The 16276-nt window shown below is 35.7% G+C and carries 20 protein-coding genes; 4 read left to right on the top strand and 16 right to left on the bottom strand.

Translation table 11 applies throughout. The annotated features are described in order from the left end of the window. Positions 1-59: 59 nt before the first annotated feature. The 16 genes from BMX49_RS03920 to BMX49_RS03995 all read right to left on the bottom strand — a co-directional run bounded on the left by BMX49_RS03920 (position 60) and on the right by BMX49_RS03995 (position 12923). A complete protein-coding gene (locus tag BMX49_RS03920) occupies positions 60-584 on the bottom strand; it encodes a DUF4252 domain-containing protein (RefSeq protein WP_034721151.1) in 525 nt (174 codons plus the stop codon). 4 nt (positions 585-588) lie between these two features. Then, positions 589-1836 carry a DUF4252 domain-containing protein gene (locus tag BMX49_RS03925; protein ID WP_051803679.1) on the bottom strand — a complete coding sequence of 416 codons (1248 nt, stop codon included), beginning with the start codon at positions 1834-1836 and terminating at the stop codon, positions 589-591. An 11-nt stretch (positions 1837-1847) separates the two neighbouring features. Further along, on the bottom strand, positions 1848-2513 hold the full coding sequence (locus BMX49_RS03930) for a hypothetical protein (RefSeq protein WP_034721154.1): 666 nt from the start codon (positions 2511-2513) through the stop codon (positions 1848-1850). An 11-nt stretch (positions 2514-2524) separates the two neighbouring features. Then, the gene (locus BMX49_RS03935; RefSeq protein WP_034718795.1) at positions 2525-3037 is read right to left on the bottom strand and encodes a GFO_1088 family ECF-type sigma factor; all 513 of its coding nucleotides are present in this window, start codon (positions 3035-3037) and stop codon (positions 2525-2527) included. Positions 3038-3302: 265 nt separating this feature from the next. Continuing rightward, the gene (locus BMX49_RS03940) at positions 3303-3716 is read right to left on the bottom strand and encodes a PaaI family thioesterase (RefSeq protein WP_034718797.1); all 414 of its coding nucleotides are present in this window, start codon (positions 3714-3716) and stop codon (positions 3303-3305) included. 46 nt (positions 3717-3762) lie between these two features. After that, positions 3763-4026 (bottom strand): hypothetical protein, encoded by a 264-nt coding sequence (locus BMX49_RS03945; RefSeq protein WP_034718799.1) that lies wholly within the window; start codon positions 4024-4026, stop codon positions 3763-3765. Between the two features lie 123 nt (positions 4027-4149). Beyond that, positions 4150-5283 (bottom strand): 3-hydroxyacyl-CoA dehydrogenase NAD-binding domain-containing protein, encoded by a 1134-nt coding sequence (locus BMX49_RS03950; RefSeq protein ID WP_034718801.1) that lies wholly within the window; start codon positions 5281-5283, stop codon positions 4150-4152. After that, a complete protein-coding gene (locus BMX49_RS03955) occupies positions 5283-6095 on the bottom strand; it encodes a GLPGLI family protein (protein ID WP_034718803.1) in 813 nt (270 codons plus the stop codon). The genes BMX49_RS03950 and BMX49_RS03955 overlap by 1 nt, the downstream gene beginning before the upstream one ends. Positions 6096-6177: 82 nt before the next feature. Next, complete coding sequence (locus BMX49_RS03960; RefSeq protein ID WP_034718805.1) at positions 6178-6975, bottom strand: enoyl-CoA hydratase-related protein; 798 nt, start codon at positions 6973-6975, stop codon at positions 6178-6180. 158 nt (positions 6976-7133) lie between these two features. After that, entirely contained in the window at positions 7134-7601 is a 468-nt protein-coding gene (gene paaD, locus BMX49_RS03965) for a 1,2-phenylacetyl-CoA epoxidase subunit PaaD (RefSeq protein ID WP_034721156.1), read from the bottom strand. Between the two features lie 164 nt (positions 7602-7765). Further along, positions 7766-8515, bottom strand: coding sequence for a 1,2-phenylacetyl-CoA epoxidase subunit PaaC (gene paaC, locus BMX49_RS03970; RefSeq protein ID WP_034718807.1), 750 nt, complete (start codon positions 8513-8515; stop codon positions 7766-7768). Positions 8516-8666: 151 nt separating this feature from the next. Beyond that, positions 8667-8948 (bottom strand): 1,2-phenylacetyl-CoA epoxidase subunit PaaB, encoded by a 282-nt coding sequence (paaB, locus tag BMX49_RS03975; protein ID WP_034718808.1) that lies wholly within the window; start codon positions 8946-8948, stop codon positions 8667-8669. 72 nt (positions 8949-9020) lie between these two features. Beyond that, the gene (locus BMX49_RS03980) at positions 9021-9509 is read right to left on the bottom strand and encodes a hypothetical protein (protein WP_034718810.1); all 489 of its coding nucleotides are present in this window, start codon (positions 9507-9509) and stop codon (positions 9021-9023) included. Next, positions 9509-10735, bottom strand: coding sequence for an imidazolonepropionase (gene hutI, locus BMX49_RS03985; protein ID WP_034718811.1), 1227 nt, complete (start codon positions 10733-10735; stop codon positions 9509-9511). Before hutI ends, BMX49_RS03980 begins: the two co-directional genes overlap by 1 nt. 285 nt (positions 10736-11020) lie before the next feature. Then, positions 11021-12166, bottom strand: a complete 1146-nt coding sequence (locus BMX49_RS03990; protein ID WP_034718812.1) for an MFS transporter — start codon at positions 12164-12166, stop codon at positions 11021-11023. 91 nt (positions 12167-12257) lie between these two features. Continuing rightward, complete coding sequence (locus BMX49_RS03995; RefSeq protein ID WP_034718814.1) at positions 12258-12923, bottom strand: transporter; 666 nt, start codon at positions 12921-12923, stop codon at positions 12258-12260. Positions 12924-13028: 105 nt separating this feature from the next. On the opposite strand from BMX49_RS03995, the gene ruvB reads away from it, so the two are divergent. The 4 genes from ruvB to coaE all read left to right on the top strand — a co-directional run bounded on the left by ruvB (position 13029) and on the right by coaE (position 16203). Beyond that, complete coding sequence (ruvB, locus tag BMX49_RS04000) at positions 13029-14051, top strand: Holliday junction branch migration DNA helicase RuvB (RefSeq protein WP_034718816.1); 1023 nt, start codon at positions 13029-13031, stop codon at positions 14049-14051. Between the two features lie 147 nt (positions 14052-14198). After that, on the top strand, positions 14199-14576 hold the full coding sequence (locus BMX49_RS04005) for a GxxExxY protein (RefSeq protein ID WP_034718817.1): 378 nt from the start codon (positions 14199-14201) through the stop codon (positions 14574-14576). 109 nt (positions 14577-14685) lie between these two features. After that, positions 14686-15552 carry an MBL fold metallo-hydrolase gene (locus BMX49_RS04010; RefSeq protein ID WP_034721157.1) on the top strand — a complete coding sequence of 289 codons (867 nt, stop codon included), beginning with the start codon at positions 14686-14688 and terminating at the stop codon, positions 15550-15552. Between the two features lie 24 nt (positions 15553-15576). After that, on the top strand, positions 15577-16203 hold the full coding sequence (coaE, locus tag BMX49_RS04015) for a dephospho-CoA kinase (RefSeq protein ID WP_051803683.1): 627 nt from the start codon (positions 15577-15579) through the stop codon (positions 16201-16203). The last annotated feature ends 73 nt before the right edge of the window (positions 16204-16276 follow it).

Here is a 16276-nt window from a genome sequence, read left to right on the forward strand (position 1 = left end):
CTTTTTAATGACAAAACTTTAAGGTAAGGTTGAATTTTATTGACGTTAAAGTATTTAGATCAATTGCTAATTTTCTTACGTAGATCATTTTTCTCTGAATAATTAATGAGCCTTGAAATATCATCAGCCGTAAATTTACCCGAAACATCCACCAAAACTAATTCGCTGCCCGAAGCGATAGTGATCATCAGTCTTTTAATGATTTCTCCTTTTTGTTTCGCCTGAAAGTTGATGGTTTCCTTTTCCTTTTTCACGGTTATCCATTCTTCAAAATCATCTTTCTTTAAATATTTCGCAAAGTCAGCGACCATTGCTGCATTTCCATTTTCGATGGTCATTACTTTTACATCAGAAACTTTTGTGATGAGGTTGATGAGTTCTTCGCTTTCACCCTCGTCTCGCAATGATCTTTTCACAATAGGTTTTGCCAGAAACATCGGAACGTTAATACTTGTAAATTGAGCATCTCCATAATCATAAGAAGGATTATCAAAAAAGCTCATGTTGGGTTTCTGAGAAACGATACAGGATTGCAGTGAAAAAGTAAACAGTGCAAATGCAAGTAAAATAAATATCTTTTTCATCATCTTAGTTTAAAGGTTTAACGCTTCCGCCACTTGACGATTTTCCTGATTGAACCACATTTCTCGGATCTCCTTTGTAGCGAATGTAGGCGCCTGAACTTGCGGATGCGGTTAGATTTTCAGTCGTATTCATTTTAAGATTTGCGCCTGAAGAGGCACTGGCAGTTCCGTTTTTCGAAACTAAATCTTGCGCATTACAAGTCGCCGCACTAGAAAGGCTGAATGTCGTATTCTCCGCATTACCGACTACAGTTGATGATGAACCACTGGTTCCCGTCAAATTAAAATTCTTGGTTTTCACATCCATTCTCATTGAAGAGCCAGAATTGATGCTCACACTTGTTTTATTTCGAATATTCAAATCGGCATTCAAATTTGCGCCTGATGTAATGCTGGCTTGAAAATCATTTTCAATAATCGTATTTAAAGTCGTGAATAAAGAGCCAGAACTTAAAGTCACCAAAGAAAGTTGTGGGCCTTCAATCGTTACCAATAATTTTTTAAAAGTCAATTTTCTGTTCGCTTTATTTTTAATAGAAATTACCAGAATGCCATTTTCGATCTCTGTCGAAACATATTCCTGCAAATTAGGATCGGTTTCTACGACAACTGACTGGTTATTTCCCTGAGTGAAATTAACTTTGATTCCACTCGAGACTGAAACTCCTGTAAATTTCCCCACATTTCGAACTTGGGTAACTCCATTAGAGTTAATGTTTTCTGTGGTGACCGAACTCTTCGTGGCCGACTTCTCGGCTTCATTGATGAGGTTATTCACATCATCCATCGATATTTTTCCGTCGAGCATCATCAGCAAAGTATTTCCCTCAGCATTAATGCTCAATAAAAGATTATCTAAAATTCCATTCGTCGCATCCGAAGACAAGAATTTAATTTTATTGTCTTTGCTGTGAACCGTAATTAGTTCTTCATATTTCATGCTTTTGATAGAGCTGGAAATATCAGCTTGTAGCTTTTGAAATTGAGGCAGTTGTTTTTCATTATCTGATTTCTCGATAATCAGAATTTTCAAGCCGTTGATTTTACTCAACAAAGGTTTAATCTGAGCAAGTTCCTCATCAGCAATATTTAACTTATTCAGCATATTGAACATTGGTTTTGCAATTTTGATGGAAGTTACTCCTTCGGTTTCTTGGTACTTTTCAAAAAGTTGATCCAGTTTATCTTTCTGCGCATTTACTTGGGCAAAATACGAGAAGAGTAGGGCGAATATTAAAAGTATTTTTTTCATGAGTTTAGATTTTAGTAATCATTGTTAAAGGAATTGAGGACATCGGTTTGAGCCACCGTTTTCGATACATTTTCAGACAGGATTCGGAAGGAGTACTTCGTCAAGTCGATCGCTTCCTGCTCATTTTCTATTTTCTGGCCGTTGATAATTACGTAATTGGATTCGTATTCTGAAGTCTGAATTTCTTCTTTATTTTTTTTAGGAAGAGAAAATTCCGCGTAGCGTTGGCGGGCATTTCGATTGATGCGGCCCCTTTTTGGAATAATCTGTTCGATAATATCAATTTCTTTTTGGTCTACGCTGGACGTGGAGTCAGAAACTTTAGGTTCAGCTTTCACTTTGATCGTATCAGAAATTGGATTAATGGCTAGATTTGCTTCATTCTGAAAATTATCTTTCGCTTTTAAAATTTCATTTTGAACCAACTGATCATTTTCAGAAATCGTATTTTCGTTTTCGTAATTAAAGAAAATTCCAACGGAGAGCAGCAAAATCACACTTGCCGCCATCCAGAAGGTTTTCGGAAAAGTACCGCCTTTTGGTCTTGGAGTTAGAGGAATTATTTTTTCTTCCTGTTTGGTCTTCTCCAGGAAATCTTCAAAATCCCAGTTCATTTTCTCTTCTTTGAGGTCTTGGGTGATTTCCCTGTATTTATCTTGTGCTTGATCTTTTTCCATGGTCATAATTGTTATAAACTTTCAATCATTCTATTTTCGAAATCCATCAGTTTCAGGATTTGTTCTTTCACTTTTTGTCTGGCCCGCATTAGATTAACTCTTACAGCGTTTTGCTCCATTTCCAGAATTTCAGAAATTTCAGCAACATCAAAATCTTCTACATCTTTCAAATGGATCACGGCTTTCTGTTTCTCCGGAAGTTCATTAATAAACCCAATAATGTGTTCCTTCATATTATTAGATTCTACTTCATGAATTTCGCTTCTATGTTTTTGAAAATCAGCAAATCCAATTTTCACGTCTTCGTGCTTCAATCGATTCAGACATTCATTTTTCACCGACTTCATCGCATACGATTTCAAGTTTCCGAAATCTGCGAGTTCCTCTTTTTTCTGCCAGAATTTCAGCATCAAATCCTGTACAACATCTTCCGCTTCGTCACTACTGATCACGAATCTTTTCGCAAAACGATACATCTCATCCTTGAGACAGAATACCGTATTTTTAAAGTTTTCGTGGGTCATAGTTTTGTTTCTATAAGTAAGACAACTAATTTGCGAATTATATTACATCAAAATAAAAAAAACTTCAAAATAGTTTTTGAAGTTTGATTTTTGCTCGCTTTTTATTATTAATTCTCTTTTTGTTTTGGGAACTAATCTGCAGCCCGACTTGAACGGAGCTCTTTTTTATTTTTGGCTGAGCTTGTCGTGGTGGTTGAGCCTGCCGAAACTAAGCCAATAATAAAAAAAGCGGGAGTGGAAGGCGGAATTGTCTGCCCAAAAACATCTATAAATCCGTCACCTTCTTCTCAATTTTATAAACCGTTCCTCTAAAAGTTGCCACCAAAATTTTATGCTGATTCGTAATTGAAATATCGTAAACTCCAGTTTTACGGGTGTCAGAAATAAGAACACTTTCTGCCGTTAAAGTATCTCCCAATCTCACCGCTTTCGTAAAATTCATCGAACAATGTAAAGCCACAGATGCTTCATTGGTATTGTTACTCGAAAAAGCCAACGCCGAATCTGCCAGAGAAAAAGTAACGCCGCCGTGAACTGTTCGCAATCCGTTGATCATTTCTTTTTTAATGGGCATTTCAATCAGGCAATATTTCTCCCGAACTTCGATGAGTTGAATTCCCATCCATTGAGAGAAAGCATCTTGGTCGAGCATGTATTGAGCGAGTTCGTGTGGAGTCATAGTTTGATGTGCTGATGTGTTGATTTGATGATGTAATTATTAAAACTTATTTCAAATTTCTGGATTTAACTTCTTTGTTTAAAGTGTTTACTTGAAAAAGCAGCGGCAATGTAATGACCGGTAACATCATAGCCGGAATAAATGTGGCAATCGAAACTTCGCTGTAGCTTTTATAAAAGAAAATATAGACCAACAATACGATCATCAGGATACAGATTGCGTACATTCCAATTAAAACTCCTTTCAATAGATCTCTTCTCTTAAGTAATTTCTCATCTGATAATTCAGAAAGGTTGTTTTTTTGATCCATGTAATTGGCGATTTGTAATTGTGTTATAATTAAATTTCTTCTGTGGAAATCTGTGGAATCTGTGCGATAAAAGATTGCTCACTAATTTCACAAATATAATATTATAAATAGCTTGTAAAATTGTTACATTCTCCGAAGCAGTGGACTTTGTCTGTATCTCTCTTCCTGATATTCCTCGTACAATTTTTGCAAAGTCTCCGAAACTTTTTCAAACCCAATATCAAATCCCCACTGCAATAATCCTTTAGGATAATTCACGCCTTTTTGCATAGCCAATTCTATGGCTTCATCGTTCGCAATACCAAGTCGTTTGGCTTCTACGGCTTCATTAATCAACATTGATAAAATCCGCATGAAGATTTCCTGATACAATTCTTCGTCTTTTTCTGGCGCTGGTTGTTGAGCGTTTTCGGAGTAATCGTAAAATCCTTTTCCGGTTTTTCTGCCGTGTAATTTGGCCTCGCTCATTCTTTGTTGAAGCAAACTCGGTTTGTATTTCGGGTCGAAAAAATAATCAGCGTAAACGGTTTTCGTGACTGAGAAATTAATATCGATTCCAATTAAATCCATCAGTTCAAACGGACCCATTTTAAAATTCCCTAAAGTCCGCATCGCGTCATCGATCTGTTCCGGAGTTGCAATATTTTCTTCAGCAATTCTTAAAGCTTCACCATAAAACGGACGCGCAATTCGGTTTACAATAAATCCTGGAACATCTTTCGCAATCACGGGAACTTTTCCCCAACTTTCCATTAAAGCCGTAATCTCGAATGCCAAGGTTTTCTCGGTTAATAAACCAGGAATCACTTCCACCAAAGGCATCAAAGGAGCCGGATTGAAAAAATGAATTCCAATAAAACGTTTCGGATTCTTTAATTCTGAAGACAGAGAAGTAATGGAAATCGAAGAAGTATTACTCGAAATAATACATTCATCAGAAACAATATTTTCTAATTGTTGAAAAACTTTAGTCTTGATTTCTTTATTTTCAATAATGGCTTCAATCACCAAATCGCAATCCTTAAAATCCTGAAGTTCTGTACAAGGTTTTATTTTATTAAAAATATCTTCACTTTTTTGTGAAGATATTTTTTCTTTTTCGACTAAGCGATTTAAAATCTTTTTAAGACTAGCTAATGATTTTTCAGTCTGTGCTGAATTTTGATCATATAAAAAAACCTCACAACCAGAAGTTGCAGCAACTTGTGCAATCCCAATTCCCATGGTTCCAGAACCTATTATGCCTACGTTTTTCATTATTTAATTAGATCGATTTCAATGATGTTATTGTCTTTTTTTATTTCCTCAAGTAAATATTTTTCTATTTCTTTAATCATTTCTGCATCTTCTGCTTTAGGATATCTCAACTTCATAGCAATAGCAGGATATTTCCGATTTTCTTTGAATGTTTTTATAAATTTTTTATTTGATAACTTAATTTTATTGTCGAATGAATTATCAGGGTAAATAAAATCGTAATTTAAATTCCTAATTCCTTTTAATTCAAACAGGTGACTCTTAGTTTCGTCTTCTATTTTTACGATTAAACCGGGCAAACCTTTAAATTTATACGGTCCATCTTGAAAAGGAATATCTTTTGCGAACCAGGCGATCCATTTTCTACCACCAAAGTCTGTAGTTGCTTTTTGGGCTTTATAATTTAATACCGTAATATATTCTGGATGAAGTTTCCAATTTAAATCTATAGATTGAGTTACTAAATAATTGGATTCAGAAACTTGGGTAATAAATTCGATTTGATCTGAATTAGAAGTTTTATTAACTCGATCCGCGAGTGGTAGCTCACTTTTCTTTTGCGGTGGCCCAGGTGGTTTAAGATAATACGAACCATCTTTAATCTCTGAATTTATAGTAGAATCTGAAACAAATTTTCTATAGCTGAAATATTCAGATTTCTCTTTATCAATATTTAGAACCATTATTTCAGAATGAGAATTCTTTTTTTGCGTAGAATCGGGTATAGAAATATAGTCGTAAATAAACTGTTTCGTTTGTGCAAAAGTGAAATTGATGAATAAAATAAATAGGAGCGCATAAGGTTTTTTCATAATGTATTGATATGTTAATGTGATGATTTATCGAAAGGTTTAGGACAGAATCGTCAAATCAACACATCATCAAATCTTCGAATTACTTGCCTTTATATTCCGGTATTCTTTTTTCTAAAAATGCTGAAACTCCTTCCATGAAATCTTCGGATTCCGCAGCGGTTTGTTGCAATATTCCTTCTACATCCAATTGTTGGCTTAAAGTGTTGTCGTAAGATTCATTGAAGGCTTTCTTAGTTAAAGAAATGGCTTTCGTTGGTAAATTAGAAATTTGCGTCAGCACTTCCATTGCATTTTCCATGAAATTTTCATCTGGAAAAACATCTGCAATTAATCCGAGGTTTTTCGCTTCTGTAGCGGATAATTTTTTTCCCGTAAAAGCTAGATAATTCGCTTGTTGTCTGCCTAAAAGTTTTGGCAACCAATACGTTCCGCCAGTGTCAGGAATCAATCCGATATTAACAAACGCCTGAGAAAAATAAGAAGATTCAGTTGCTAAAGTAAAATCACAAATTAACGCTAACATTGCACCAGCGCCAACTGCAGGACCATTGACTAGAGAAATAACTGGTTTTCTAGCATTTGCAATTTCTTTAACCAAAGGATTATAATAATCAATTACAATTCGCTGAATGACTCTTTCTTCATCAGGATCGCTGAAAGACATGGCATCTTTCAAATTCTGTCCAGAACAAAATGCTTTGCCACGACCTGAAATCGCCAGACAACGAACATTTTCATCCCGACTTCCATCATGAACAAAAGTCCGAAGTTCGGAAAGTGTCGTTTTATTTAAACTGTTAAAAGTTTTCTCGTCATTAATATAAGCGATGAGCAATTTCCCATCCAGGTGAGATTCTATTTGAAGTTGGGTGTACATATTAATGCGTTGATTTGGTAATGTGTTGATGTGACTGAATTTTTCAGCTAATTAATCGGATTCTAACAAAGATAAAGTTTTAATTATATTTAAAATAATGCTTTGAATAATGCTTTTCTAATCATCAAATTAGCATATTATCAAATCAACACATCGCCTTAATGACATTTAAAATAATCAAATGGTTCCAGACAATCGTTGCATTGATAACTGGCTTTGCAAAGCGTAGACCCGAAACGGCTGATTTGTTTGGTGTTTTCAGACCCGCATCTTGGACATTTTTTTGGGACATTTATATGGTCTTCGTGCGAACCTTTTTCTGGTGGCGTAATTCCGTAAACGCGAAGTTTTTCTCGGGCTTCATCGGTAATCCAATCGGTTGTCCAAATAGGTGAGATCTTGGTGATTACTTTGGCGGTAATTCCTTTTTCTTTAAAGAGTTTAATAATGTCTTCTTCAATATTAAACATGGCCGGACAAGCCGAATAGGTGGGCGTGATAACGATTTCTATCTCATTATCGTAAACCGTTTTTGCTTCCCGAACAATGCCGAGTTCCACGATATTGATTACGGGAATTTCGGGATCAGGAATCTGGGAAAGAATTTCGAATAAGTCTTGTTCTATTTTAACCACGGAATTTATATTTTATTTAACCACAAAAGTCACAAACGTTTTGTGATCATTAAAGTGAAAAGGATGCTCCTGAAAAGTTCACTAACTGAAAATCAATAATTTTGCAACTATCAACTATCAACTATCAACTATCAACTATCAACTATCAACTAGATTTACCAAGCGCAATTAGGATAGGTCTTTTGCATAAACTGCAATTCACATAAAATGAAGCCGAAATATTCAGTGTGATAACCTGTTCTGGAACCTTTTTGCATAAAGTCGCTTTCTGGAATTTCTATTCCAAAATTTTGGAAATCTTCTGTAACCGTTTTAGTCCAAAGTTCATGAATTTCTTTTCCGTTTGGAACGACTTCTAATTTTGCTAAATCTTCTTCACCAATGGTTTCTGCAAACATTCCGCCTGTATATTCCCAAAGATTTTCCACGGCGTTTTGTACGCGGGTTTTACTTTCTTCCGTTCCGCCCGCAAACATTTTAATCCAGGTTGAAGCGTGCGTGTAATGGTATTTTACTTCCTTCAAAGATTTTTCGGCAATGGCTGCAAGTTGCTCGTCGCTGCTTTTCATCAATTCTTCGTAAAGGATTTTCTGATATACCGAAAAGAAATAAACCTTTAGAATTGTCTGAGCATAATCACCGTTCGGAAGTTCTGCCAATTGACAATTCAAGTATTCTTTTTCCAAACGAAGAAATGCTAGATCGTCTTCCGTTTTTCCCAGATCCTGAATTTGAGCGGCGTATTTATAAAAATTGTTCGATTGTCCGAGATAGTCTAAAGCAATATTTGTCAAAGCGATATCTTCTTCCAGATAAGGACCTTGTCCGCACAATTCGCCCAGTCGTTGACCCAAAATCAAAGTATCGTCGGCTAATTTTAAAGTATAATTAAAAAGTGGATTCATCTAGTTTGTTTTAAGAGCCAAGTAAAAAGTTAAAAGAGTCAAGATAGTGAATAGTCAATTTTAAAAATGAATAGTGAATTTTCTAAATTATGATCACCAGTCACTAAAGCAAGAGTCTATCATCTATTAGTCTATTATCTATCCGTCTATTTTACATGTTTTTCACATCATTCGGGATTTCGTAAAAAGTCGGGTGGCGATAGAGTTTATCATCTGCCGGATCGAAAAAGGCTTCTTTATCAATTCCTTCAGAAGTTACTAAATATTTACTTGGAACGACCCAAATCGAAGTTCCTTCCATCCTTCTGGTATAAACGTCACGCGCGCTTTGTAACGCCATTTCCGCTGTAGCCGCTTGCACGGTTCCTGCGTGTTTATGGGAAAGTCCTGGTTTTGTCTGAATAAAAACTTCCCACATATCTAAGTTGCTCATTGCTGTAAATTTTATGGTTTAAAGATAAAGATTTTTGACTTCATTTAAAATTTAATATTCATTTACCAATTTTTATTCAGGAAAATAGGCTTTTGTAACAAGAAGCGCTATTTTTTCTTCTGGAGTAAATTCAATATTTAAAATTGCTTTTGGATCATTTTTCAAAACAGTTAATAAATAATTCTTTGCATTTGCACCAGTAATAGGTTCTGATTCGGTCACGTAAAAACTGTACTGAGTAGAATCGGATAATTTAATTGCTACCTTATTTTTAGAGATGCACGACACTTCTTCCTCTTCAATCTCGTGACCCTCTTCATTAACGATGTACATCCTGATTGCTTCCGCGCAATTTCCTTCTATATATTCTTGACCATTTTGTTTCCTAATCACGAAATTTTTTACTAAAACCATTTTTGTTTCATTAAGAGCGATGCCAGTTTTGAAGTCATCAACACACCCACAATCTTTTTGAAAAAAAGTCGGCTGCTTGCTCTCAGATTTTTTATCCGGATTACTGCAGCCTAAAACGACCGAAAAAATGAGTAAATATATTTTCATCACGCTGTTTTTTCTCCGTCAATATAAACCGCTTCTGCTTTAAGACTACCCTGATGGTAAAGCACGTTTTGGAAATTATCAGTTTTAAAGGTGACGAAATCTGCTTTCTTTCCTTTGTCTAAAGTTCCACGATCTTCTAAACTCAAAGCAAATGCGGAGCGGAACGTAATTCCTGCTAGAACTTCAGCCGTTGATAATTTTTCGAAAGTCGCTAAAATACTAGCTTGTGCAATCAAATTTCCCATCGGTGCAGAACCTGGATTCCAATCGGAGGCGATGGCTAAAATTCCACCAGCGTCTAGAATTTTTCGGGCAGGCGTAAATTTTTCGCCCAAACCTAAACTTGCTCCTGGAAGCGCAGTGGCAACCGTTTCTGATTGTGCTAGAAATTCGATGTCTTCATCAATGGTTGCTTCTAAATGATCGGCTGATTTTGCTCCAACTTCAACTGCGATTCTGGAACTTCCAGATGTAAATTGATCAGCGTGAACCGTTATTTCAAAACCTAATTCTTTGGCTTTTAATAAAAATTCTTTGCTTTCTTCAGGTAAAAATGCCGATTTTTCAATAAAGATATCAACTCTTTTTGCGAGATTTTCTTCCTTTACTTTGGGTAAAATTTCATCTAAAATAAATTGTAAATACTCCTGCGAACTTCCTTCGAAATCTCTTGGTTTCAAATGGGCGGCAAGACAAGTCGGAACTAAAGTGGCTTTGGTAAAAGTCTGTGCTTTTTTAATCACACGCAACATTTTTAATTCATTTTCTGCATCTAAACCGTAACCTGATTTTATTTCAATGGTAGTTATTCCTAATGAAATCAGGAAGTTGATTCTTTCTAAAGTCGTTTTTAATAATTCTTCTTCATTTGCTGATCTCGTATGTTGCACGGAACTCCAAATTCCACCACCAGTTTCTGCGATTTCTAAATAGGTTTTTCCCGCATTTCGCATGGCAAAATCGTTAGCGCGATTTCCACCAAAACAAATATGCGTGTGAGAATCTACAAAAGCCGGCAAACAAATCTGCACTCCTTCAATTTTTTCGATTTCAACATTAGGGAATTGTTCTTTTAAATTTTGAAAAGAATCTACTTTTTCGATTTTGCCCTCTTTAATTAAAAGTCCCCCATCAGTCATGATTTCGAGTTGATCATCTGAAAGTTTTCCACGCAAAGGAAGGTTGCGAAGCGTTACAATTTGTTTGAAAGGACCAATTAATTTCATGAAGTTGATTTTTAAATATTTTCAAAATTAAAATAGGAAAACTTTAGGACATGACGAAAAATTATATTAAAATTTTTCAACCACAAAAGTAACAAAAGAGGATAAAATAAAAATAATTGATTCAAGTTCAAATAAAAGGAATGTTTTGCATCAACCTATTTTTATCTTTAAAACTGAATCATTTAATCTTCAAGGGACTAGAAGCTTTTGTGCCTTTTGTGGTTGATTATTCTAGATATACTAAGATAAAGACTTTAACAACTAAACAAATTTATTTTAAAATTTCTAATTGGTCTTTTTTAAATGATCGAAAACCATTTTGGAAAGCGGAATAAACATTAAGCCGGCAACGATGAACGTAATGAAAGCTCGCTGCAATCCAAATGCACTTGCAAGATAGCCAATCAGCGGCGGCCCTAAAAACATACCGACCGTAGAGTAGGTGCTGATGATGGAAATGACAATAGGAATAGAATATTTTTTAGCCCTACCTGCGAGGATCAAAGTCATGGGGAAAAGACCAGAAACGCCAAAGCCTATGAAGCAAAACCCTATAAGAACTGGGACAAGAGTTGGGAATAGCGTAACTGTAAGAACTCCCGATACGATCAGAATCGAACTTACGATGTACAGTTTTTGCATTCCAAATCGACCCATTAAATTATCGATGGTCAATCTGGAAATTGTCATACAAACCATGAAGAGGAGATAACCGTAGGTGAAAACTTCTTGATTGACAACTTCTTTTAAATAAACCCCGTTCCAGTCATACATTCCGCCCTCGCAAATTGCGGCGAAAAAAACCATAAACCCTAGTAGGGAAATATATCTGCTGGGTTTTTGAAATTTGAAGGGATTGCTTGATTTGGCCTTATCATTTTTAATGAGCAAAGGAAACATGAAAATGATTAGTAGGATACCAAACAACATGACCATCAAAAAATGCCAGAAAATAGAGATTCCATAATTGAGCATAATCGTCGAAAAAAGGACTCCTGCAATACCGCCGATACTCCAAATACCGTGAAATTTCCCCACGATTTTTTTTTCGAATTTTTCTTGTAGAGAGAGTGATTGCGTATTAATGGCAACATTAATAATTCGGAGAGATAAGGCAAACAAAAAAAGGGAGACGATCAATCCAACCAGCGAAAAGCCCCAACCTAGGGAAAATAGCGATAACAGAAAGAGGACACTTCCTAATTGCAGCGGAATCCTGCTGTTATATTTTGCGACCATCCAGCCTGAAAGAGGAATTCCGATAATGGCGCTTGCCGGCATGATCATTAATAAATTTCCTAATTCTCCTTCTGTAAGAGTAAAAATAGATTTGAGGGTTGGTATTCTAGAAGCGAACGTAGAAAAACAAATTCCAGATAAAAAGAAATAAGCAGATAATGCAAATCTTTGCTTTTGAGGTATTGAAAACATAATCGCGCAAAACTACGAAATTAGAGCTCTAATCGCGAGTGTTTTCGGCATTAATTGAAGATAGAATGAATTGCTTTTATTATAGAAATCTTTATCTGAATCGATAAGAAATCCCGGTACTTAAATAATATTCCTCGGAAATATTTTGCGGATTACTGCCGACAGAAACATCCAATTGGAGCCGTGGGGCCGCGAGGTAAGTGAGGCCAAAATCAACACCATGTTCGGGTGAAAGATTCGAATTGAAGTAGCCGTAATGATCTGTGAATATCCCCAGTCGGTCGGTAAAACTGTAATCTAAACCAAAAGATAGGAAATAGAAATCTTGTAAGTTTTCTTTTACGTAGCCGATTCCAGCAGAACTTCCGAAATTTTCGGTCAGTTGTTTATCCGAAGCCAAGATGAAAGAATAATCCTCAAACTTAAAATCTGAATCTGCAATTAGAGTTAGTGAAGGCGCATAGTCTTCTCCTTTTAAAAAATTATATTTTGAAGAAAAGCCGTAAGTGCTTTCAGACGAATCGCTTAAGTTTTGAATGGTTTGCAAACGAACTTCCCATCTTTCAGTCAATCCGAAACGAAGAAGATGATCTGAGGTGAAGCCTTTTTCATTTCGGTTGTAAATGATTCCACTTTCTAACTGAATTGTTTTTGCAAAAATGATGGTACTGGCAGTTCCCTCTCCAGGTCGATCCGTTTCCATTTGGGCAAAATGAAGAATGGGTAAAAAGGTCAATAAAAGGAGAATGATTTTCATAGCAAGTAAATGTAAAATCTTTTTCGTTATTAAAAAATTATTTGGTCGCGACTTTCAGACCTTTTGTTGTAAATATATTATCTTTGAAAGATTTCAAATATTACAATGTCAGATTTCCTACACCCCGATAAAGAGAATTTTTCCGAAGATGAATTAATGAACGAGGAGAAAATCCGTCCGCAGAGTTTTCAGGATTTTGCTGGGCAGAGAAAGACTTTGGATAATTTAGAGGTGTTTGTAGCCGCGGCAAAAAACCGTAATGGCGCCTTAGATCACGTGCTTTTACACGGTCCACCAGGTTTAGGGAAAACTACTTTGGCTCATATTATCGCTAATGAATTAGGAGTTGGCTGTAAAATAACTTCAGGTCCAGTTTTGGATAAACCCGGAAGTTTAGCAGGTTTGCTAACGAACTTAGAAGAAAATGATGTTTTATTTATCGATGAAATTCACCGACTATCGCCGATTGTAGAAGAGTATTTGTATTCGGCGATGGAAGATTATAAAATCGACATCATGCTGGAAAGTGGTCCGAACGCGAGAAGCGTTCAGATTGGTTTAAATCCGTTTACCTTAGTTGGTGCAACTACCAGAAGTGGAATGTTGACCAAACCGATGCTGGCTAGATTCGGTATTCAGTCGCGATTAGAATATTATACGATCGAACTTTTATCAATGATTATTGAAAGAAGTGCGCGAGTTCTGGATGTTAAAATCTATGAAGATGCTGCGTTAGAAATTGCGCGTAGAAGTCGTGGAACACCCAGAATTGCAAATGCATTGTTGAGACGAGTTCGTGATTTTGCAGAGATCAAAGGAAATGGCGAAATTGAAATTAATATTACCAAGTTTGCGTTGAACTCCTTAAATGTTGATGAATTCGGATTGGATGATATGGACAATCGAATTATGCGCGTGATGATCGAAAATTTCCGTGGAAAACCAGTTGGAATATCTGCCTTGGCAACTTCGATTGGAGAAAATCCGGAAACTTTGGAAGAGGTTTATGAACCGTTTCTGATACAGGAAGGTTTTATTATTCGAACTCCGAGAGGAAGAGAAGTGACCGAGAAAGCGTACAAACATTTGCAGATTGCGATGCCACGCAGACCTGATGAACTTTTTTAAAGAGCCAAGTAAAAAGAGCCAAGTAAAAAGATTATTTTTAACGCAATGAGCGCAAAGAAAATTTAATATATTTGTGTTTATTCGGTCGCAAAGGCGTTTCACTCAGCGAAGTTGCGAGTCACTATTTTAATGCTACATGATTGAAATATGAATGAAAATGAAATTTCAAAAGTTGTATTTGAGTCGGGTTTAAAAATTCATCGAAAACTTGGAGTTGGTCTGTATGAAGCAGTTTATGAAGAATGCTTGGTTTATGAATTAAAGCAGAAAGGTTTGAAAGTTGAAAGACAAAAAGACATTTCAATTGAATATGAAGGGTTGGTTATTGAAAAGGCTTTTAGAGTTGATTTATTAATTGAAGATAAAGTAATAATAGAAATTAGAGCAGTTCCTGAAATTAATAATTATCATACCTATCAACTTTTGAATTATTTAAGAATTACAGGTTATAAATTAGGAATGCTTTTGAACTTTCATTCTTTATTGTTTAAAGATGGCGTTAAAAGAATCGTAAATCATTTATAATAAAGTACTCCTTCGCTGAGTGAAACGCCTTTGCGAACCTATAGTTGAGTAGCGAGAAAAAATCTTTGCGACCTTGGCGTTTAAGACATATCAAAAAAAATTAAAATTTATGAAACTCTATCCTATACAGTGCGGAAAATTTAAATTAGATGGTGGTGCCATGTTTGGTGTCGTGCCTAAATCGCTTTGGCAACGGACGAATCCGGCTGATGAAAATAATTTAATTGACTTGGGAACGCGTTCGCTTTTGGTGGAAGACGGTAAAAAGCTGATTCTCATCGATTGTGGTTTGGGAGACAAGCAAAACGAGAAATTCTTCGGACATTACTCACTTTGGGGTGATGATACTTTGGATAAAAATCTCAAAAAATATGGTTTTGTAAAAGAAGATATTACGGATGTATTCTTAACGCATCTTCATTTTGACCATTGTGGTGGCGCGATCGAGTGGAATGATGACCGAACGGGTTATCAATCTGCTTTTAAAAACGCCCATTTCTGGACGAATGAGCAACATTGGAAATGGGCGACAGAACCAAATCCGAGAGAAAAGGCAAGTTTTTTGAAGGAGAATATTATGCCGATGCAGGAAAGTGGACAATTAAATTTTTTGCCGACTCCGCAAAATGGGAATTATGGTTTTGCGCCAGATTTAAAAATGGATGTTATCTTTGTGGACGGACATACCGAAAAGCAAATGCTTCCGGTGATTCAATATCAGGAGAAAACGATTGTTTTTGCGGCAGATTTAATTCCGACCGTTGGTCATATTCCACAAGTTTATGTGATGGGTTATGATACGCGTCCGCTTTTGACGATGGAAGAAAAAGCGAAGTTTTTAAAGCAATGTGTTGATAATGAATATCTTTTGTTTTTTGAACACGACGCGCACAATGAATTGGCAAGTTTGAAAATGACGGAGAAAGGAATTCGATTAGATGAAACCTTCAGTATGAACGAGGTTTTTGGTTATTAAGATTAGAAAAATTAAAATAAAGTTATGATAGAAGAAGAAGCTGAACCCGAACCCAGGGGCAGTACAAAGATTATTGGAATAACCGGCGGTATTGGCTCGGGGAAATCAACCGTTTCGAAACTCATCGAAGAAGCAGGTTATCCTGTTTACTATTCAGATATTCGGGCGAAAAACATTGTCAATGACAACCAACAACTTCAGCAAAAAATTAAAGAACTTTTAGGAGAAAACTCCTATGATGAAGATGGTTTCTACGATAGAAAGTATGTTGCGGACCTTGTCTTTAAGAATGATGACTTATTGCTGAAATTAAATTCATTAATTCATCCCGCGGTAAAGCTCGATTTCAAAAATTGGGTACCTCAACAAACGACTCCTTTTGTATTTAAAGAAACGGCGCTTTTATTTGAATTAAAATTAAATAAAAATTGCTATAAATCTTTATTGGTAACTGCAGATGATAACTGTCGACTAAAAAGAGTAATGGATCGCGATGACAAAACATATCGTGAGGTGGAGACGATTATGTTGAAACAAATGCCCGAAAAAGACAAAGTAAAATTAGCCGATTTTATTATTTTTAATAATGACGGTTTAGAAGAACTGGAAGAAGAAACCAAAAGAATATTGGCCGAAATTGTGTCTTTATAATTATATTTTCTCGCAAAATAAAAAACCTGAATTCGCTGTGAATTCAGGTTTTTTTTGATTAAAATTTTAAGAT

It is taken from the genome of Kaistella antarctica, assembly GCF_900109615.1.
GTDB classification, from domain to species: domain Bacteria; phylum Bacteroidota; class Bacteroidia; order Flavobacteriales; family Weeksellaceae; genus Kaistella; species Kaistella antarctica.